18 protein-coding genes are annotated in these 19217 nt (G+C 57.5%); 5 read left to right on the plus strand and 13 right to left on the minus strand.

Annotated elements, in window-relative coordinates:
• Positions 1-165 precede the first annotated feature (165 nt).
• The 6 genes from SK58_RS07260 to SK58_RS07285 all read right to left on the minus strand — a co-directional run bounded on the left by SK58_RS07260 (position 166) and on the right by SK58_RS07285 (position 6282).
• Positions 166-1341 (minus strand): cupin domain-containing protein, encoded by a 1176-nt coding sequence (locus tag SK58_RS07260; protein WP_048219586.1) that lies wholly within the window; start codon positions 1339-1341, stop codon positions 166-168.
• An 11-nt stretch (positions 1342-1352) separates the two neighbouring features.
• Positions 1353-2144 carry an HpcH/HpaI aldolase family protein gene (locus SK58_RS07265; protein WP_023295301.1) on the minus strand — a complete coding sequence of 264 codons (792 nt, stop codon included), beginning with the start codon at positions 2142-2144 and terminating at the stop codon, positions 1353-1355.
• Positions 2126-2869 carry an alpha/beta fold hydrolase gene (locus tag SK58_RS07270; protein ID WP_045333238.1) on the minus strand — a complete coding sequence of 248 codons (744 nt, stop codon included), beginning with the start codon at positions 2867-2869 and terminating at the stop codon, positions 2126-2128. The genes SK58_RS07265 and SK58_RS07270 overlap by 19 nt, the downstream gene beginning before the upstream one ends.
• 8 nt (positions 2870-2877) lie before the next feature.
• Entirely contained in the window at positions 2878-3642 is a 765-nt protein-coding gene (locus tag SK58_RS07275) for an SDR family NAD(P)-dependent oxidoreductase (protein ID WP_023304287.1), read from the minus strand.
• A 3-nt stretch (positions 3643-3645) separates the two neighbouring features.
• Positions 3646-4968, minus strand: a complete 1323-nt coding sequence (gene hisD / locus SK58_RS07280; protein WP_045333240.1) for a histidinol dehydrogenase — start codon at positions 4966-4968, stop codon at positions 3646-3648.
• A gap of 75 nt (positions 4969-5043) precedes the next feature.
• A complete protein-coding gene (locus SK58_RS07285; protein WP_032669352.1) occupies positions 5044-6282 on the minus strand; it encodes an MFS transporter in 1239 nt (412 codons plus the stop codon).
• 308 nt (positions 6283-6590) lie between these two features.
• Here SK58_RS07285 and SK58_RS07290 point away from each other — a divergent pair, with 308 nt between their 5' ends.
• The 5 genes from SK58_RS07290 (at position 6591) to SK58_RS07310 (ending at position 12597) form a co-directional block, all read left to right on the plus strand.
• Positions 6591-7661: a LacI family DNA-binding transcriptional regulator gene (locus SK58_RS07290; protein WP_003862277.1), complete on the plus strand. Its 1071-nt coding sequence runs from the start codon at positions 6591-6593 to the stop codon at positions 7659-7661.
• Positions 7658-8629: a nuclear transport factor 2 family protein gene (locus tag SK58_RS07295; RefSeq protein WP_015571630.1), complete on the plus strand. Its 972-nt coding sequence runs from the start codon at positions 7658-7660 to the stop codon at positions 8627-8629. The genes SK58_RS07290 and SK58_RS07295 overlap by 4 nt, the downstream gene beginning before the upstream one ends.
• Positions 8630-8734: 105 nt before the next feature.
• Positions 8735-9877, plus strand: a complete 1143-nt coding sequence (locus tag SK58_RS07300) for a nuclear transport factor 2 family protein (protein ID WP_033487538.1) — start codon at positions 8735-8737, stop codon at positions 9875-9877.
• The gene (gene hisD, locus SK58_RS07305) at positions 9878-11173 is read left to right on the plus strand and encodes a histidinol dehydrogenase (protein WP_017692810.1); all 1296 of its coding nucleotides are present in this window, start codon (positions 9878-9880) and stop codon (positions 11171-11173) included.
• 53 nt (positions 11174-11226) lie between these two features.
• Complete coding sequence (locus tag SK58_RS07310) at positions 11227-12597, plus strand: amidase (RefSeq protein WP_048219588.1); 1371 nt, start codon at positions 11227-11229, stop codon at positions 12595-12597.
• Here SK58_RS07310 and SK58_RS07315 read toward each other — a convergent pair.
• Genes SK58_RS07315 through SK58_RS07345 form a run of 7 tightly spaced genes read right to left on the minus strand, consistent with a single transcriptional unit; the run spans position 12594 to position 19202 of the window.
• The gene (locus SK58_RS07315; RefSeq protein ID WP_023304283.1) at positions 12594-13013 is read right to left on the minus strand and encodes a flagellar protein FlhE; all 420 of its coding nucleotides are present in this window, start codon (positions 13011-13013) and stop codon (positions 12594-12596) included. The two genes, SK58_RS07310 and SK58_RS07315, sit on opposite strands and share 4 nt — an antisense overlap.
• Positions 13010-15103 carry a flagellar biosynthesis protein FlhA gene (flhA, locus tag SK58_RS07320; RefSeq protein ID WP_015571626.1) on the minus strand — a complete coding sequence of 698 codons (2094 nt, stop codon included), beginning with the start codon at positions 15101-15103 and terminating at the stop codon, positions 13010-13012. The genes SK58_RS07315 and flhA overlap by 4 nt, the downstream gene beginning before the upstream one ends.
• Positions 15103-16248, minus strand: coding sequence for a flagellar biosynthesis protein FlhB (gene flhB / locus SK58_RS07325; RefSeq protein WP_015571625.1), 1146 nt, complete (start codon positions 16246-16248; stop codon positions 15103-15105). Before flhB ends, flhA begins: the two co-directional genes overlap by 1 nt.
• 18 nt (positions 16249-16266) lie before the next feature.
• A complete protein-coding gene (gene cheZ, locus SK58_RS07330) occupies positions 16267-16908 on the minus strand; it encodes a protein phosphatase CheZ (RefSeq protein ID WP_015571624.1) in 642 nt (213 codons plus the stop codon).
• Between the two features lie 5 nt (positions 16909-16913).
• Positions 16914-17300: a chemotaxis response regulator CheY gene (gene cheY, locus SK58_RS07335; protein ID WP_015571623.1), complete on the minus strand. Its 387-nt coding sequence runs from the start codon at positions 17298-17300 to the stop codon at positions 16914-16916.
• On the minus strand, positions 17290-18351 hold the full coding sequence (locus tag SK58_RS07340) for a protein-glutamate methylesterase/protein-glutamine glutaminase (protein ID WP_023295295.1): 1062 nt from the start codon (positions 18349-18351) through the stop codon (positions 17290-17292). The genes cheY and SK58_RS07340 overlap by 11 nt, the downstream gene beginning before the upstream one ends.
• Positions 18348-19202, minus strand: coding sequence for a CheR family methyltransferase (locus SK58_RS07345; protein ID WP_015571622.1), 855 nt, complete (start codon positions 19200-19202; stop codon positions 18348-18350). Before SK58_RS07345 ends, SK58_RS07340 begins: the two co-directional genes overlap by 4 nt.
• Positions 19203-19217 lie beyond the last annotated feature (15 nt).

Here is a 19217-nt window from a genome sequence, read left to right on the forward strand (position 1 = left end):
CAATCAGTGCGGCGAGCGTCAGAAGAATAAAGAGGATAACGACTATGGGTCTGTACATTTGATTTTCCATCCATGTTTATCATGCAATCCGTTTTATGTGCATCATTATTGATGATGGTGCAGGCGATCCCTGCCCCCCTATTTTGCGCCACTTTGCCGTAAAAATCAGTTAGCTGCTGGCACTTTTTCTACTTTTTCTCCGGCCCGACGGGCCGTGGCTGGCAGGATGTCGGCATCCGCCACGTAGCCATCAGGATCGAGACAACGATTGTGTTCTCTCGCCTGGTGCAGGATCGCTTCGTCCCAGTACAGGCGCTTACGCTGATCGCCCCGGGTCGTCAGAATAAACTCCACATTGCCATCAACCGCGCGGTAGCGGCGCCAGCTGTTTGCCGGAATGGAGATCACCGAACGTTCCGGGGCGATAATGCTGACTTCCTTACCCGCCTCGTTCCAGGTCACCTCCAGCTGGCCTTTAAAGACCATGATCACCTGAATATCCGAGCAGAGATGGCGACCGACAATGTGGTCGTCAGCAAGCCGCAGCCATTCGACGGAAAAACCGTGCGGGCTCAGGATAGCGGGAGCGGAATCCCGATCCTGTGAAATGCCGAAACCGATAACCGGCGCAATTTCGCCGCCGTGTCCCGGCAGCACCGAATCCAGCAGTCCCTGTGCTGACCAGCAGCGATCATCGCCGGTTACCGCACGCTGGCGCATCTCCTCAACGCTGTAGTCACGCAGACCGGCAATATATTCCTCTGACAGCGGCGTCAGCAGCGTGGCGGGATCGGGCGTTGGCTCACCTGCCTCCTGCGCAATCAGCATATTATCCTTGCTGAGATACATACCGTACTCGCTGGCGGCCGCCAGCACTGACGGGTGCCAGATGATGCCGCCCGTGTTGTCCCCGCCGAGCACGGTAAATACCATGCCGCAGGTATCTTCTTTACTGACGTTGGTGAAACCGCGGAAGATCCAGGTCGGTATTGAGAGGATGGTGGGCGCGCTAAATTCAGCTTCATGCTCGCCGTTGGCGCCCCAGCGAAAACGCCATGTCCCTTCATGGATGAGGAACACTTCTGCGGTGAAATGCAGATGCAGGTTATTGGTTACCCCTTTCGGCATAGCCGCCGCGCCAATGTTAAAGCCGTGCGGCTCGGGGATATTAACAATCTGCTCGCTGGACTGAGTTACACCCGGGCCGATGAAGGAATAGTTTTGTTTGAGATGCGAACCGGGCAGCTTGCAATCAATAAAAGCAAGATTGCAGGAAACCATATCGTCGGGGGCGATTAACCGTGTTCGTGCCTGGCTCTGGGTAAGATGGATTGTTTTCATCATTTCTCCTTTTAATAACCGGATGCACCGGTGGTAGGGATGGCGTTGCCGCGGGCGAGGGCAATTGCTTCACGTGAGGCGCGACCCAGCTGCATAACGTCGTTTGCAGGGGTAACAAACTGGAAACCCTGCGCAATACGCGCTGCGGCGGCCGCGCCGGAAGTGCAGAAAATACCGGCAATCTTCTGCTGCTGGCGGCAGCAGTGAATCACCCGCTCAATAGCAGCAAGCATTTCGGGATGTTGGGATTCGGCGCTGGCGCTGCCGGTCAGCGTCAGCGAGAGATCGTTGGGGCCAATAAACACACCGTCCAGCCCTTCGGTATCAAGGATGGCGTCAAGATCCGCCAGCCCTTCGCGGGTTTCGATCATCGCCAGCGTCAGGATCTCGTCGTTAGCGTGCTGTGGATAATCACTGCCGCCGTAGAGTAGACCTCTGGCCGGACCAAAGGAGCGAACACCCAGCGGTGGATAGCGACAGGCAGCGACAAAACGGCGAGCCTGTTCCGCGCTGGAGATCATCGGACAGATTACGCCATACGCGCCGGCGTCTAATACGCGCATGATTTGCGCCGGATCGTTATCTGCCACCCTCACCAGCGGCACGGCAGGCGTGCTCGATAGCGCCTGTAGCATCGACAACGCGCTGGCAAAATCAATCATGCCGTGCTGCAAATCGACGGTGACGGCGTCGTAACCCTGATGGCCCATAATTTCCGCGCTATACCCGGACGGGATCGCCAGCCAGCCGTTAACGATCGGGGTATTTTCCAGAAATGCGGTCTTTAAACTGTTTTTGCGCACTGTATGCACTCCGTTATCCACTGACGCAGCAGCGGCGCGATCTCATCCGGGGTTTCCAGCGGAATAAAATGCCCGCCAGCCTCCACCGTATGCCTGGTCACGTTCGCGTTGCCTGCTGCCAGTAGCTGATGATGATGGGGCGTGCAGATAACGTCCTGCGCGCCGTTTAGAAGTAATGTGGGGCAGGAGAGGGCGTTAAACGCAGCCCGGTTGTCCTGCCGGTGAATGGCCATTTCCGTTTGCTTCGCAAAGGTCTCAATGCCGCACTCTTGCGCCATTCGGCAAATAGTCTCTTGCAGGATCCGATCGGACAGACGTGACGGGGCGACATAGCTCTGCCACAGCGAGGAGACCAGCCAGTCGGCCAGGCCCCGCGCCTGTGCGGTGTGTACCGCTTCCCGGCGTGAAGCGAGGGTGTCTGGCGCAACGGGCATCGGATTAACGGAAATCAGCGTCAGCCCGTTCACTCTTTCTGGCGCGTCGGCGGCCATTTGCAGCGCGACAATCGCGCCGAGCGAAAAGCCCGCCAGCAGAAAGCGCGGTGGCAGAACCTTTAACAACCGCCGTGACGCCTGCGGCGCGGACTCTGCGCCCGTCAGCGTGATGCACAGCACCGCTGAGACGTTCAGCCGTTCAATGACGGGCTGCCAGAGCCGGGCGTTACACAGCGTGCCGCCAAGCAGCACCAGCGGCAGATCGGTATTGTCCAGAAGCGGATATTCCATTGCATCCCTCATGTAGCCGTCCAGCCGCCGTCAACCATCAGGGCGCTGCCGGTGATCAGCCCGGCGGCTTCAGAGGCGAGGAACACCACCGGCCCCATAATGTCCTCCAGCCTGCCTGGCCGGCGCAGTTTGATGTTGTCCAGCACATAGCGGCGAAATGCCGGGTCGGCGAGCGACGAACGCGTCAGGTCGGTTTCAATGAAGGTCGGGCACAGCGTATTGACACGGATCCCCGCATCGCCCAGCTCCAGCGCCATCGTTCGGGTTAACCCTTCAAGCGCGAATTTGGAGGCACAGTACACGCTACGCTCGGGGCCACCAACGTGTCCCATTTGCGATGAGATGTGAATAATCGATCCCCCCTTACCGTCCGCCCGCATTCTGCGCGCCACATGCTGGCTGATAAAAAAGGTGGCGCGCAGGTTAAGCGCCATCACCGCATCGAAATTTTCCTCGTTCACCTCAAGAAACGGCTGGTGGCGGGCCAGCCCGGCACTGTTCACCAGAATGTCGGGCGTGGGCAACGTCGCCAGCACACGCGCCACCTCCTGAGTGTCGGTAATATCCAGTTCCAGCGGGTGAAATGCGAGACTATGTTCCGCTGCCAGACCTGTGGCATGCGCCAGCGCCTCGCGGCCCCGGGCGGCGATCCATACCTCTGCTCCCGCCTGTGCGAGGGCGACGGCGGCGGCGAAGCCAATCCCTCTTGACCCGCCGGTCACCAGCGCGCGTTTGCCGTGCAGGGTGAAAGAGGGCGTTTGCAAAAGCGTCATGGCTTACACCTTTTCCCTGACCGGGGCCGGTGTGGCGTAGGGAACTTCCGTCTTGCCATAACGGCGCACGCGAATATTGGCCTGCTCGGCATGTCCGGCGAACCCTTCCAGCAGCGACAGACGGGAACAATAGCTGCCGATTTCGGCAGTGGCTTCGTCGCTGAGGACTTTCTGGAAGGTGCAGGTTTTCATGAACTTGCCCACCCACAGGCCGCCGGTATAACGTGCGGCTTTCTGCGTGGGCAGGGTGTGGTTGGTGCCGATCACCTTATCGCCGTAGGCAACGTTAGTACGCGGTCCAAGGAACAGCGCGCCGTAATTGGTCAGGTTAGCCAGGAACCAGTCGTCCCGGTCGGTCATCACCTGAACATGTTCGGAAGCGATACGATCTGCCTCCAGCAGCATCTCTTCGTGGCTGTCGCAGACGATGATTTCCCCGTAGTCCTGCCACGACTGGCGGGCAATGTCGGCGGTAGGGAGCTTTTCCAGCAGCCGTTCCACTTCGCTGAGCGTCTCTTTGGCAAGTTGAAGCGAGTTCGTCAGCAGGATGGCAGGGGTGGTGACGCCGTGTTCGGCCTGGCCCAGCAGGTCCGTGGCGCACATTTCCGCGTCAACAGTGTCATCGGCAATCACCAGCGTTTCCGTCGGACCGGCAAACAGATCGATACCTACCCGGCCGAACAGCTGGCGTTTGGCCTCCGCAACGAAGGCGTTACCGGGCCCGACCAGCATGTCGACCGGTGCCAGCGAGTCCGTGCCCAGCGCCATGGCGCCTATCGCCTGAATGCCGCCAAGGGCATAGATTTCCGTTGCGCCAGCCATTTTTTGCGCCGCGACAATCGCCGGGGCGGGCTGACCGTTAAACGGCGGGGCACAGCTGATGATTCTTGAACACCCCGCCACGCTGGCAGTGATGATCGACATGTGCGCGGAGGCGAGCAGGGGATATTTTCCGCCAGGCACGTAACATCCTACGGCGTTAATCGGAATATTTTTATGTCCGAGGATCACCCCGGGACGCGTTTCAATTTCCAGGTCCCGCAGACATTCTTTCTGCGCGCGGGCAAAATTCGCCACCTGCTGTTGGGCAAATTCAATATCCTGAATATCCTGGCGGCTTAACTGTTTTATGCAGCGGTCAATCTCCGCGGACGTCAGACGATAATCCTGACGGTCATAACGATCGAATTTAATGGATAATTCGCGAATGGCTTTATTTCCGCGTTTTTCAATATCCGCAAGTATTTGTTCAACCGTTTCTCTTATTTGCTGGTTGGCTTGCTGGCGCTCTTCGGTAGATTTACCGGTTTTTAATTTCCAGGACACTCGCTTCTCCTTACCTTTTTCAGATGTCAGTTGTCCTCCCGGCGAGCCGGGAAAGGGTGTTTACTTCAGAACGGGTTATTGATCCGGCGCGGCAGCGTACGCACCGTTTTTTAATAATTGGGCTGAGGTTTGCGTTTTACGGGCATATACCCATCGAGCGGACAGCGGCGTGGCAATAGCGGCCACAACAGAAAGGGCAGCAATCAATATATAACCGGACGACAGGTTAATATGTTGCATCATTACGCCCATCATTACCGGCCCGACAAACATGCCGCAGGAATAAATGGTCTGGAATAGTCCCATTCGCGTGGATTGTTCATCAGACGAGGTATTCACTACGCTGAGCGACATGAATGCGGCAAAGGCCATACCGAACGAGAACCCCGCCAGCGCCTGCCACAGGTAAATCACATACATATTGCTGGTAAAGGGAATGCCGAAAGTGGAGATCACCTGTAAAACGATGCCGAGCACGGCGGTTTTTACCAGCCCAAGGCGCTGATAAAACACCGAGCTGCACAGGGCGATGGCCAGCCCGTAAAAAAGAAGGTGAATGTTACCCAGCAGCGCGAGGATCCCCGCCCGGGCGCCAAGCTGCTCGGCATAGACCGGCGTCAGCGTGTCGCGGGTGGCGAAGGGCACCAGAATGACGACGGTCGCCAGGATGCCAATCAGCCAGACGGAACGGTCGGCCAGCTGCTGGCGCGCGCCGGTAATGCAGGCTTTAAGCGTGGGGGCCTGAACCGGGTCGTGCACGTCCTGAATGCGGGTCGTCAGGAATAACGCCACCAGGGCGGAGATGCAGGAGACAAAAAAGGCGATGTTATTGGCGAAATAGTGAATCAGCACCGCGCCAATACAGTTACCGAGAAACACGCCGATGGGCCCTGCCAGCGCCAGCAGCGCGACGGCGGCAGGCGCTTCGTTGCGACCGAAGTAACGCATGAACAGGATGTTGTACAGCACCCAGGTCGCCGCCGTGACACCGTCTGCCGCTTTCGCCAGATACAGCGTAATGGCGTTGGGTTCAAGCCAGGCAATCGGCCAGGCGATAATTGGCAGCAGCAGGCCAATCTGGATGAAGATCCTGCGGCTTTTAACCACGTCGGAAATAATGCCTAACGGGAAGCGTATCAGAAGGGTTGCCAGACCGGACGCGCCCATGATGATGCCCATGATCTGTGGTTCAATGCCCTGGTTGATCATCATGGGGGCCAGGAATGCATCAATGCTATGAATGCAGATAAAGAACAGGATGCTGATGATGAAAAAGAGCCGGGCTTCCCGACGGCGTAACAGTGCTTGAAACATGGTTTTGAACCTCTTAAGAATTAATGGGTTATAACCAGTCAGGGACGACGTTTACCGGTTCAATCCTTTGGGCGACTCCTGTTCTCTCCGGTACCATTGACGGTATGAAAACTCTTTGCATACGTATTCAAGATTTGAAGTTACGAAAAGGTTTCATGTTTGTAAAGTGATCTCGATCTTGTTGTGAGAATTTTAATTTTTTGTGTTGCATACGCATGCAAAGGTGGTGTAAGTATAAAAAACACCCACTTGCTGAGGCGTTTGAAGCACGCGCAAATGGGCAGGACGTTGATAAGGAATCAGGGGTAATGAAACGTAAGACTTTTGCAGCAGTCACATCCCAACAGGTCGCTCAGCTGGCGGGGGTATCGCAATCTGCGGTGTCGCGAACATTCACGCCGGGGGCCAGCATTTCACCGGCAACGCGTGAAAAAGTGCTGAAGGCAGCGCGCGAGCTGGGCTATCGCCCGAATGCGATCGCCCGTTCGCTCAACACGGCTCGTTCGCGCATTATCGGTGTCGTCATTTCTTACTTTGATAACCCCTTTTACTCGCAGGTGCTGGAGGCGCTGGCGCAAAAGCTGGATACGCTGAACTATCACCTGCTGCTGTTCGTTGGCGATCGGGAAGGTAACGTAGACCGTATTTTTGACCAGATTATGCAGTACCGGGTGGATGGCATTGTGCTGGCCTCGGTGACGCTGTCGCTGGAGTTATCCGAGGAGTGCCTTGCCGCCGGGATCCCGGTAGTGCTGTTTAACCGCAGCGAAGAGAGTGGCATGGCCTCCAGCGTCAACAGTAATAACGAAGCGGCCGCGCGGCAGATTGCCGAGTTTCTGCTGGCGGGGGAGCACAAGCGTTTTGCCTACGTGGGCGGCGTGGCCGATTCCCCGGTCAATATCGCCCGCCAGCGCGGGTTCATTTCCACGCTGGAAGAACATGGCATCACCGATGTCCGGGTGGTGCACGGGAATTACGACGCTCAGCAAACCACCCGGGCAGCCTATACCCTGTTTTCGACGTCGCCAGCGCCGGATGCGGTCTTTGTCGCCAACGATCATATGGCCGTCACGGTAATGGATGTGGCGCGCTATGAGTTTGGTTTGCGCATTCCGGAGGAGGTCTCCGTTGTCGGCTATGACGACATCGGCCCTTCCGGCTGGCCCTCTTATGCGTTGACCTCGGCGTCGCAGCCGGTCGGCGCGATGGTGGATGCCACGGTGGAACTGTTAATGAAGCAAATTGACAGCGGAACCATAGAGCCTGAACAGATTACGGTGCCCGGTACGCTGGTGATACGCCACTCGGCGCGTCGCCCACGCAGCGGCGTTATCGAAACCAATGGTTTAACGCTATTCCAGTCTAAGGAGCGCACATGACCAGATTGCGGGGCTTCAGCCCTCAATTCGACTCTATCCAGCAGTTCATTTTGACGCTGACGCACGTGGTGTGGGAGCAGAAAGATATCGGCCAGCTGGCGGATTTTTACGCCACGCCGGTGGTTTTCACTACCCCCGAAAAACAGCTGCATGAGCTTTCCCAGTTTATGCGCCTGACGCTTGAGGCGATGCACAGCTTCCCGCAGCGAGCGGTGCTGACGGAGGATATTCTGTGCAGCCAGAACCCGGGGGACGAGTACTATGCGGCGCAGCGTACCGTAGCCCGCATTCAGCACCAGGGGGAGGGATTTTTTGGCCCGCCGACCGGGAAAAATGTCTGGGTCCGCACCTGGGCCGATCGCATCTGTGTTGATGGTGCCGTACGCCAGGAGTGGCTGCTTCAGGATCGTGCCGCGATTGTGGCGCAACTGGGGCTGGATGTCCGCGACTTTGCTTTTAACCTGGCGACCATGCGCCAGCAGCTTGGGCTGGAATCTGTGTCTGCTGAGACGCTGGACGCCCGCTGGGCGGGTGGGCCTGAGGGCGACGACGTGGAAGGGGCGCTGGCCGGGGTCGTTGAGCGCTACTTAACGATGTGGGCGGGCGGTAACAGCGGCGTGGTGCCCGGTCTCTATCACCCGGCGGCGACGCTGTACGCGCCGGGGCACTGCCTCTGCACCGGCGAACAGGAAATTGGCGCACAGCTTTCCGGTTATCGCGCTTCATTTGCCGACAGCGAAACGCAGCTTCATCACCTGATTGTGCGTAAAGATCCTAATGAGCCGATTCGACTTTCATTGCGCTGGTCGTTGTTAACCTGGCATGACGGTTACGGCAAATTTGGTGCGCCGACCCGTAAACCCATATCAATTACCGGTATCAGCCAGCTTGAATTACGTGATGGTTTAATTTTCCGTGAATATCTGGGGATCGATGAATTAGCGATTTGGTCGCAAATATTTAATTAATGGGGCGGCAGCCCCCTTATTCCGGCTGCAAAAAATAACCGTGTTTGATTCACCCTCACTTACGGGTGCGGGTTCTTATTGTCTGAAAACAGAGCAGGAGTTTATATGTCTTCCACCGAAGCAACAAATAAAGCACCAGCCGTACCCGAAAAAAGCAGCGTGAAATCGCTGAAAGAGGAACCTGTATTACAGGTGGAGCGTCGTGATTTTGTCGATCTGGTACCGGAAAAAAGACCGCGCGTGCAATCATTACGCGGCTTTGATGACTGCTATACCGATATTGTCGATTATATCGTTCGCTGCACCCATAAAATATGGGACGAGCGCGATGTCGGCTTAATTTATTCTCACTATACCCATAACTGCGTGCTGTATAACGCGCTGGGGACACTCTATAACCGCGAACAGGTGGTGCAGGATACGCTGCAACGCTTAATTGCCTTCCCGGAACGGCGCGGAATGGCAACCCAGGTTATCTGGAACGGAAATGATGTTGACGGTTTTTATACCTCTCACCTGGTGACGGGAAGCGGGCGGCATACACAGTACAGCCATTTAGGCAAACCGACGAACCGTACGTTTGTGACGCGTACCGTGGCGGATTGCATGATCCACGAGAATAAAATTTATCGGGAGTGGGTAGTCAGCGACAATATGTCACTGATGAAACAGCTTGGCCTGAATACCGATCAAATCGCATTTAATATGGCAAAGGAGCAGTTCGATAAAGGCTTCCGCGTGATGGACATCGGCGAAAACGGCCGCATGCTGGGGCAATATCCGCCGGAGATGGAGTGCGATGTTTCCATTGCGCACACCGATACGGAGGAGCAGTGCCTGCGCTGGCTGCATGAGATCTACAACCGCCGGATGTTTGGCAAGATCAAAGAAGTGTATGCGCCTAACGTACAGTGGCACGGTCCGCTGATGAAAGAGCTGTACGGCACCGCGGCGGTAACCCATCAGACGCTGGCGCTGGTGGGGATGATCCCTGACGGCGCGTGGCTGCCGCAGCATATTTGTTCCAACCCGTGCGATGAAGGCGGCGTCAAAGTGGCCGTACGCTGGATTATCGAAGGACATCACCTGGGTTACGGCGAACTCGGCAAGCCGACCGGAGAACGACTGTTCGTGATGGGCATGTCGCACTACCACATCGTCAACGGAAAAATTGTTGATGAGTGGGTGGTTTATGACCATCTGGCGCTGCTGGCGCAGATCAAACTCGGCCAGATGGAGGACGCGTAAATGTTAAATCAGGTGAGCTGGATTAAGCGCCCGCAGGGGCAGGATGCGCAGGCCGATCGTTCCCTGACGGAGAAGGTCAGCGCCATTATCGAGCGCGTGAAAACCGAGGGCGATACGGCGCTAAGAGCCTTTTCGCAGCAGTTTGATCATGTCGTACCGGCGCAGTTTGAGGTGAGCGAGCAGGAGATTGCCGAAGCACTGGAGGGGATGGATGCCCAGACGCGCCGCGACAGTGAGTTTGCCATTAATCAGGTGCGTCGTTTTGCGCAGGCGCAGCTGGCGACCATGCTGCCGCTGGAGGTAGAGACGCTGCCTGGCGTGCATCTCGGTCACCGGATCATCCCGGTGCAGACGGTGGGCTGCTACGTGCCGGGCGGACGGTATCCGATTCTCTCCGCACCCGTGATGTCGATTGTTCCTGCGACGGTGGCGGGCTGTGAACAGATTATCGCCTGTCTGCCCCCGGGCGCGCATCCGGCGATGATTGCCGTTTGCCATCTGGCGGGCGCGCACCGCATTTTCAAAGTTGGCGGCGCGCAGGCCATTGCGGCTATGGCCTGGGGAACGGAGAGTATTCCGTCAGTGGACAAAATCGTTGGGCCAGGCAACGCCTTCGTTAACGAAGCGAAACGCCAGGTGTTTGGTCGAGTCGGCATTGATGCCCTCGCCGGGCCGAGCGAGATTTTTACTATCGCCGACGACAGCGCCGATCCGCGCATTCTGGCCGCCGATATGCTGGCGCAGGCAGAGCACGATATTCATACCCGCGTCGGGCTGGCGACAACCAGCCGGGATATCGCTGAGCGTACCCTGGCGGAGGTTGAGCGTCAGCTTGCGACTCTGCCAACGGCCGCCACGGCGGGCGAGGCGTGGCGTCGGCAGGGTGAGATTGTGCTCTGCGAAGATGAAGCGCAGCTGATTGCGTTTGCTGACCATATGGCGACGGAGCATTTGCAGGTGCATACCCGCGATCCGCACGCGACGGCAGCGAAGATCCGCAACTATGGCTCGCTGTTTATTGGTCAGAACGCCAGCGTGGTGTTCTCCGATAAATGCTGCGGCACCAACCATACGTTACCGACGATGGCGGCGGCACGCTATACCGGCGGTCTGTGGGTAGGGGCATACGTCAAAATCTGTACCCATCAGTGGATTGACGAGCAGGGTATCCCGGCAATCGCAGAACCGGCGATCCGCCAGAGCCGTACCGAGGGGATGCAGGGGCACCGACGGGCGGCGGAAATTCGTCTGCGTCCGCAGGACATTGATGCCATTACTACCGGCATGCGGGACTAAAACGTATCCCGGGCAGCCTTCTGCCCGGTTTTCAGCACGGGGAGCCTGAGACTATGAAGCGCCTGATACCGCCAGACGACTGTCCGGAGGAAATTGCCCGCCGTCTCGACGTCATACAGCAGCACCGGGCGCTCAACGCGATCCTCGGGGTTAACCCTGACGCCATGTTTCAGGCGGAACAGCATCAGCAGCAGCGTCGGCGTGGAGAGCCGATCGGCCCCCTGCACGGCGTGCCGCTGATCGTCAAAGATAATATTGCCTGCGCGCCGATGCCGATCACCCTTGGCTGCCGTGCGCTGGCCTCACTTAACGCGACAGCGGATGCTCGGGTCGTGCAGCGATTGCGCAGAGCGGGGGCGATTATTCTTGCCAGGGCCAATATGTCCGAGTTCGCGTTCGATGTGCGCTCGCGTAGCTCGCTGGGGGGTGATGTGGCGAATCCACTTTGCCCGACACTCACCGCCGGAGGTTCCAGCGGAGGATGCGCCGCGGCGGTGGCGGCTGGAATGGCGGATGGCGCATTGGGTACCGATACCGGCGGCTCTATCCGCATTCCCTGTAGCTATACCGGGCTGGTGGGGCTACGGCCTGCCTTTCGCCGTTCACAGCTGGACGGCGTGGCGCCGCTCTCACCCAGCAAAGATACCGTTGGGCCAATGGTACATAGCGTTGAGGATGCCGCCTTGCTGCATGCGGTGATCCATGGCCTGCCGCCGGTTGCGCTTCCTGTGCGTTCGCTGAAAGGCGTTCGCTTTGGCGTGGTGACCGCGTTACAGGGAGAGGATGAGGTACAGCTGGAGGTCTGGCAGTCGGCGCTGCACACGTTGCGCCGTGCCGGAGCGACGCTGGTGGAGGTTTCACTCCCCTTCCTTGAAGAGGTGAGGCAGGCCACCTGCCTCAGTCTGTATGAATTTCGCGTGGCGATTGACGACTGGCTTAGCAAACAGCCTGGCGCTCCCTCCGGACTGACAAGCATTGTGGACTCCGGCGCTTTCCTGCCAGAGTTTGCGCCGTTTCTACGTCAGATGCTGGCGAGTAACACGCTGAAAACCCCGCTCTGGCTGGCGGGGCGTCGCTTTCAGCGCCTGTTGCGGCAGAACCTTTGCCAGGTGGCGGAGGTGCAGCGCATCGACGGATTTGTGTATCCCACCGTACAACGATTACCAGAAAGTATGGCGAAGATGCCGCCAGGCTGCGCGCCGGAACTGGCCGCCATCAGCGGCCTGCCTGCCATTACGTTGCCCTGTGGCGTAAGCCGTATCGGGCTGCCGGTAGGGATGGAGATGTTATCGGCGCAGGAGGATGAGACGATGCTGATGACGCTGGCGCTGGCATGTGAGGGGGCGCTGGGCGGGATAAATGAGGTGCTGAGGTTTAAGGCAGGATATCGCCAGAGCGGTACCGTTTGTCAGAACCTCTCTTAAGGCGCCGATGGCCCCTTGCCGCGATACCTTATTGTGATTTCATTTTTCAGTATTGTCAGCGGCGGCGTCATTTCGCCGCGCGCTACCGACTGATACTCAAAGCGAAAGGGGCCCGCGGCCGGGAAACCCGCTGGCAACGGGATTTCGCCCGCCAGTTCCCTGAGCATCAGACAGCGCAGGTTGTTACAGACGCGAATGCGAAAGCCCGGCGGCGTGGGGCCGTCCGGTGTAATCTTCCACAGCAGATGCGTCGGCGTAACCCCTTTCGGAAGGGGCGCGGCGGGCTGAACTGGACGACTTTTCAGTACCTGCTTGCCGCGCGACAGCGTGCCGCCAAAACTATGGCTGCTCCATGAACCGTCCGCAGCAAACGCCGGTGGCGCAAGCAGCAGAACAAGCAAGGCGGCTCTTATCACGATTTACCTCCAATGAGATACGTCATTCTCACGTTGCGCTGAGTGTTTATCTCCTGGCTGGAGAGCACTGCAAGCTGAGGGAAGATGCGACGAAGATAGCGGGACAGCATCAAACGCAGCGCCGGGTTCACCAGCAGAACCGGCGGCGCACCCAGCGCTTCCTGATGCTGCAACGCCTGCTCGGTCTGTTTCATTAAATTCTCGGCAATTCCCGGCTCGATAGCGCTTCCGCTCTGGGTTGCCTGTACCAGCAACTGCTCAAGTGACATATCAAGGCCGATTATTTGGATATCGTCGTCGCCAGGGAACCACTGCTGCGTAATCGCCCGGGAGAGGCGAGCGCGCACGCGGGCCGTCAGCTCGTCAGCGTCAGACTGAGGAGTGGCATACTCAGCCAGCGTGTCGATGATGGTCCGCATATCGCGGATCGGCACGCGCTCGGAGAGCAGATTTTGCAGTACTTTGTGCAGCGTGGTCAGGCTGATTACCCCGGGGATCAAATCCTCTATCAGCTTCGGCGACTGTTTGGTGAGCTGGTCAAGCAGCTGCTGCGCCTCCTGGCGACCGAAAAGTTCGTCCGTGTGGGTGCTGATAAGGTGGTTCAGGTGCGTAGCGACGACGGAACATGGATCGACTACGGTATAGCCCAGCGTCTGCGCCAGCTCGCGATGGACTTCATCGATCCATAGAGCGGGAAGTCCAAAGGTTGGTTCTTTACAGGGCGTACCGGGCACTTCTCCCTCTGCACAGCCTGGATCGATCGCCATCCAGCGATCGGGCTGGACCTCGCCTTTACCAATCGTCACCCCTTTTAGCAGAATACGATAGTGAGTCGGCGGCAGGTCGAGATTATCGCGAATATGAACTGCTGGCGGCAGAAAGCCCATCTGCTGCGCGAACTTCTTACGAATACCCCGTACGCGGGTTAACAGCTGGCCCTGCTGTTCATGATCGACCATAGGGATCAGTCGATAGCCAACCTCCAGCCCCAGTACATCTTCCATCTGTACGTCAGACCATGTCGCTTCATTAACCTGCGCCACGTCAGCTTCAGCTCGGGTAGGGGCGGAGGGGGCGGCGCCCGTTTTTTTCGCCTTACCTTCCTGGCCCCGCAGCCACCATGCAATGCCTAAAAGTGAGGAGGTAAAGAGTAAAAAGACCAGATTGGGCATGCCTGGGATTAGCCCCAGCAAACCAATTACGGCCGCAGAGAGGGCAAGCACGCGAGGCGAGGTAAACAGCTGGCCGACCATCTGCTCGCCTACGTCCTGCTCGTTGACCACACGCGTTACAACGACACCTGCCGCGGTGGAGATCACAAGACCAGGGATCTGCGCAACCAGGCCGTCACCGATGGTCAACAGCGTGTAGGCTTCTCCCGCTGCGCTGAGGGTCATATCATGCTGCATTACGCCGATAATCAGGCCACCGATAATGTTTATTGCCATGATCAGCAGGCCTGCGATGGCATCGCCACGCACAAATTTGCTCGCACCGTCCATGGAGCCGTAAAAATCTGCCTCCTGAGTCACCTCTTTTCGACGGCGTTTGGCCTCCTCCTCGCCGATCAGACCGGCGTTCAGGTCGGCATCGATTGCCATTTGTTTACCGGGCATACCGTCAAGGGTAAAGCGGGCACCCACTTCTGCAATACGCCCGGCCCCCTTGGTGATGACCATAAAGTTTATAATTATCAATATGATAAAGACGACAATGCCGATGGCAAAGTTGCCGCCTACCAGGAAGTGGCCGAACGCCTCGATAACCTGGCCCGCGGCGTCAGCGCCGTTATGGCCGTGCATCAGGATAACGCGCGTTGAGGCGACGTTTAGCGCCAGGCGAAGCAGCGTTGAGAAGAGCAGTACCGTCGGGAAGGCGGAAAACTCCAGCGTATTCTGGGTAAACATGGCGACCAGAAGGATCATGATCGCCAGTACAATATTAAAGGTAAACAGCAAGTCCAACACGAAGGTTGGCAGCGGCAGGATCATCATCGCAAGGATCGTCATGATCAGGACTGGACCGGCCAGTACCTGCCACTGGGTCTCCTTGATGCCGGGCAAACGTAATTTGGTGGCGATATTAGCCATTACTCTTTACTCTCTTGTGCAAAATCGAGCGCCGGGGGAACCGGCAAATCTTTAGGTTCTGTTGGGCGCAAGCCAAAGCCTTTACGCCACCGGCGCAGGCTATATACCCAGGCCAGGACTTCGGCAACAGCGTTATATAATTCACCGGGCACCGGCTGACCCGGCTCGCAGTGCCGGTAAAGCGCACGCGCCAGCGGTGGCGCTTCCAGCATCGGAACCCGATTTTCTTCAGCCATCTCGCGGATGCGCAGGGCAATAAGTCCACTGCCGCTTGCGACGACGATCGGTGCGCCCATGGTGCCTTCCTGATACTTCAGCGCCACGGAATAGTGGGTCGGGTTGTTGACGACCACATCGGCGGTGGGCACCTCGGCCATCATGCGGCTTTGTGCCATCTGGCGCTGAATCTGCCTGACGCGACCCTTAATGTGCGGGTCACCTTCCTGGTTTTTAAATTCATCCTTTATCTCCTGGCGGCTCATTCTCAGCTTCTTAAAGTTGCTCCAGAGCTGATAAATCACGTCGAAGGCCACCATGGGGATCAGTGACAAAATCACGTACAGCATGCAGCCAATCAGCAGGTTGCTGATGTCGTTTAGCGCGCCGCCCAACGGTTCATACATTAGATTGATGAACCTGCTTTTATTGAGCAGTAAAAACAGTCCTCCCCCCGTGGCGGCCAACAGCACCTTGAGGATGCTTTTGATCATCTCTGATACCATTTGGGCAGAGAAAAGACGCTTGATACCGGTGACGGGATTAAGTTTTTTAAGATTAACCTTTAGCGCCTTACTGCTTGCGTTCAGGCCGCCGATAATCGACGGTGCCGTTATTGCGGTCACGTACAGCCCGCCGGCGAAGGGCAGAATGGCGAGAAAAGCCATGCTCAACAGCGAGGCTGCACGATGTAACATATTCTGCGGGTCGCGGATCAGCAGTCGATCAAAGGTCAGCCCGTTGTGCAGAATAGATTCAAGCTGCGTCGCCAGATGGCTACCTGCGCCGACGATAAGCCCCCAGCCCACCAGAAGCATGGCAAGGGTGGTCAGCTCGCGCGAACGCGGAACCTGACCTTCCTCCCGCGCTTTCTGTTTTCGGTGGGGTGTGGGGTCTTCTGTTTTGTCGCTCTCGCTCTCTTCAGACATAGTGTTGGCCTGGGGTCATCAAAAGCCCAGCGACTCCAGCAGGTCATCCACCTGTTCCTGAGAGGCGACAATCCCGGCGACGCTGGTATCAATCTGCGGGCCGTTCTTGAGATGGGCGTCACCGCTCTGTTCGATACCCGCGTCACGTTCGCGCATGTTTTCAACCAGCACGCTGATCAGCTCGGTTTCGACGGTCTGAATCACCTGCATCAGGCTTTGTAGCACCTGGCCGGTGAGATCCTGGAAGTCTTGCGCCATCATTATTTCGGTGAGCTGTTGGTTGGTTTGCTGAGCGGTGGCCGGCACGTCCAGCAGAAAGGTACGTGTCTCTTTCACCAGTTCTCGCGCCTCGTCAAGCGGCTGTGGCTCTTCAAACCAGGCGTCCCACCGTTCAGTAAGCTTACCGGCATTTTCACCTAATCTTTCCTGGAGCGGTCGTGCCACCTCGACGGCCGTCAGCGCGCGATCGGCGGCCTGAGACGTTTTGCCAACAACGTAGTTGAGACGGTCACGCGTGTTGGGGAACGCGTCCGCGACTTCTTTAATGGCCTGCTCCAGGCCAAGATTTGCCATACTGTCGCGCAGCAGCCGGGTTAATTGACCGATACGCAAAAAGAGATCCTTTGGCGGTTCCGCGATCTCGCCAGGCTGAGTGGTCATAGTATTCACCCGAGTTTTTCAAAAATTTTGCCAAGCTTTTCTTCCAGCGTGGCGGCAGTAAACGGTTTAACGATGTAACCGTTGGCACCCGCCTGCGCGGCGGCGATAATGTTTTCGCGCTTTGCTTCCGCAGTAACCATCAGTACCGGCAGCTTTGACATCGCCGGGTCGAGGCGAATGGTTTTCAGCAGCTCAAGGCCATCAAGGTTGGGCATATTCCAGTCGCTCACAACGAAATCAAACTCACCGGCGCGCAGCTTGTTCAGCGCGTCCTGGCCATCTTCCGCCTCTTCAATATTTGAATAGCCCAGATCCTGAAGCAGGTTACGTACGATACGTCTCATGGTGGCAAAATCGTCCACCACCAAAAAACGCAGGTTTTTATCCGACATGTGTGTTCTCTCCTGAACGTCGTGGTTTATGGCTGAAACTTTCCAGCAGACGCTGGCTAATTTTATTGAGATCGACGATTTCTCGGGCAGCGCCAAGGGCAATCGCTTCGCGAGGCATACCGAACACCACGCAGCTCGCTTCGCTCTGAGCGAGGGTAAACGCCCCCGACTCCCGCAACGCCAGCAACCCACGTGCGCCGTCGGCTCCCATTCCGGTAAGGATGGCGGCGCTGGCATGTGCGCCCACCAGCTGTGCAACGGAGTTAAAGAGAACGTCTACAGACGGGCGATGACGGTTGACGGGGGGCGCGTCGGTCAGCCTGACGGCGTACCCTTTTCCGTGACGGACGATCTCCATATGCTTATCGCCGGGGGCGATCAATGCCGTACCCGGAAGTACCGGTTCGCCGTCATCCGCTTCATGCACCTTTATCTGGCAAAGTGAATCAAGACGCTGGGCGAAGGAGCGGGTAAATCCAGCAGGCATATGCTGGGCGATGACGATACCGGGGACGCTGGCTGGCAGCGGCGTTAATACCTGGCGCAGCGCCTCCGTCCCGCCGGTCGAGGAGCCAATCGCCACAATGCTTTGTGGATCCACGGTAATGCCCCGCAGTATCGGCGAGGCCACTTCAGCCTGACGTCCCAGTTTTGCCTTCGCGGCAATGCGGATCTTCTCTGCGACCTGCACACCCCACAGTTCCAGATTTCCGGCGATACGCTGATCGGGTTTGGCCAGAAAATCGACGGCGCCGTGTTCCAGCGCGGCCATTGTCGCCTTCGAGCCTCGGGTGGTCATCGAGGAGATCATCACCACCGGCATTGGACGAAGGCGCATCAAACGGGAGAGAAACTCCAGCCCATCCATTTTCGGCATGTCGATATCCAGCGTCAGCACGTCGGGGTTCAACTGCTTAATCATCTCGCGTGCGATCAGCGGGTCTGGCGCGGTGCCGACCATCTCCATATCTGGCTGTTGATTGATCACTGCGCTCAGGATGTTGCGCATGAGCGCAGAATCATCAACTGTCAGCACCCGTATCCGTTTCACCGTAAGGCCTCCGTAAGTTCATACACCGACTGGCCGCGAAGCCTGAGTGGAATGTGCGGATGATTAAAATGTTCAGAGTGACCAACAAACAGCAGGCCGTCTGGCTTCAGCATGCGGGCAAAGCGCTCAAGCAGACGCTTCTGCGTCGGCGCATCGAAATAGATCATCACGTTGCGGCAAAAGATGGCGTCAAACGGTCCGGGCAGCGGCCAGCTGTTGTCCAGCAAGTTGAGCCGCTGATAGTGAATAGCGGCCAGCAGTTCTGGCTTTACCTTCACCCGATCGCTGTTCTCACCCGAGCCGCGCAAAAAATAGTGGCGTTTTTGCACCAGGGTCAGCGAGTGTAGGTCGGACATGCGGTATACCCCTGCCTCCGCTTTGGCCAGCACCTCGGTATCGATGTCAGAGGCCCAGACGCGTGGCCCTCCCGTCGCGCTCCCCAGAGTCTCGTCCAGCGTCATGGCGATGGAGCAAGGTTCTTCCCCGGTGGAAGCGGCGGTACACCAGACGCGGTAGCCGTTGGGCCGCTGACGGGCGTGTTCTGCGAGCACCGGGAAGTGGTAGGTTTCGCGAAAGAAAGAGGTCAGATTGGTTGTCAGCGCGTTGACAAAGTTCTGCCATTCCGGATGCTCGCTGTGGGATTCCAGAATGCTGATGTACTCAAGAAATGTGTCAATCCCCAGCGCCCGTAGCCGCCGTGATAAACGATTAAAAATCATCTCTCGTTTTTGTGCGTTGACTACAATCCCGGCGCGGCGATAGATCAGTTGCCCAATACGCTGTAATTCAGAATCGGATAACGTAAGCTTATTTGGCGATAAGCGCACGGGAATGTCTTTAAATTCACTCATAGACAGGGCGAGGCC

The sequence above is a fragment of the Enterobacter sp. BIDMC93 genome (genome assembly GCF_001037805.1).
Lineage (GTDB): Bacteria > Pseudomonadota > Gammaproteobacteria > Enterobacterales > Enterobacteriaceae > Enterobacter > Enterobacter hormaechei_C.

Excerpts from the sequence above, each read along its gene's own strand:
- SK58_RS07290 (WP_003862277.1), top strand. The coding sequence starts at position 6,591 with ATGAAACGTAAGACTTTTGCAGCAGTCACATCCCAACAGGTCGCTCAG.
- cheY (WP_015571623.1), bottom strand. The coding sequence starts at position 17,300 with ATGTCGGATAAAAACCTGCGTTTTTTGGTGGTGGACGATTTTGCCACC.
- SK58_RS07310 (WP_048219588.1), top strand. The coding sequence starts at position 11,227 with ATGAAGCGCCTGATACCGCCAGACGACTGTCCGGAGGAAATTGCCCGC.
- SK58_RS07300 (WP_033487538.1), top strand. The coding sequence starts at position 8,735 with ATGTCTTCCACCGAAGCAACAAATAAAGCACCAGCCGTACCCGAAAAA.
- hisD (WP_017692810.1), top strand. The coding sequence starts at position 9,878 with ATGTTAAATCAGGTGAGCTGGATTAAGCGCCCGCAGGGGCAGGATGCG.
- flhA (WP_015571626.1), bottom strand. The coding sequence starts at position 15,103 with ATGGCTAATATCGCCACCAAATTACGTTTGCCCGGCATCAAGGAGACC.
- SK58_RS07285 (WP_032669352.1), bottom strand. The coding sequence starts at position 6,282 with ATGTTTCAAGCACTGTTACGCCGTCGGGAAGCCCGGCTCTTTTTCATC.
- flhB (WP_015571625.1), bottom strand. The coding sequence starts at position 16,248 with ATGTCTGAAGAGAGCGAGAGCGACAAAACAGAAGACCCCACACCCCAC.
- SK58_RS07270 (WP_045333238.1), bottom strand. The coding sequence starts at position 2,869 with ATGGAATATCCGCTTCTGGACAATACCGATCTGCCGCTGGTGCTGCTT.
- cheZ (WP_015571624.1), bottom strand. The coding sequence starts at position 16,908 with ATGACCACTCAGCCTGGCGAGATCGCGGAACCGCCAAAGGATCTCTTT.
- SK58_RS07260 (WP_048219586.1), bottom strand. The coding sequence starts at position 1,341 with ATGAAAACAATCCATCTTACCCAGAGCCAGGCACGAACACGGTTAATC.
- SK58_RS07345 (WP_015571622.1), bottom strand. The coding sequence starts at position 19,202 with ATGAGTGAATTTAAAGACATTCCCGTGCGCTTATCGCCAAATAAGCTT.
- SK58_RS07295 (WP_015571630.1), top strand. The coding sequence starts at position 7,658 with ATGACCAGATTGCGGGGCTTCAGCCCTCAATTCGACTCTATCCAGCAG.
- SK58_RS07275 (WP_023304287.1), bottom strand. The coding sequence starts at position 3,642 with ATGACGCTTTTGCAAACGCCCTCTTTCACCCTGCACGGCAAACGCGCG.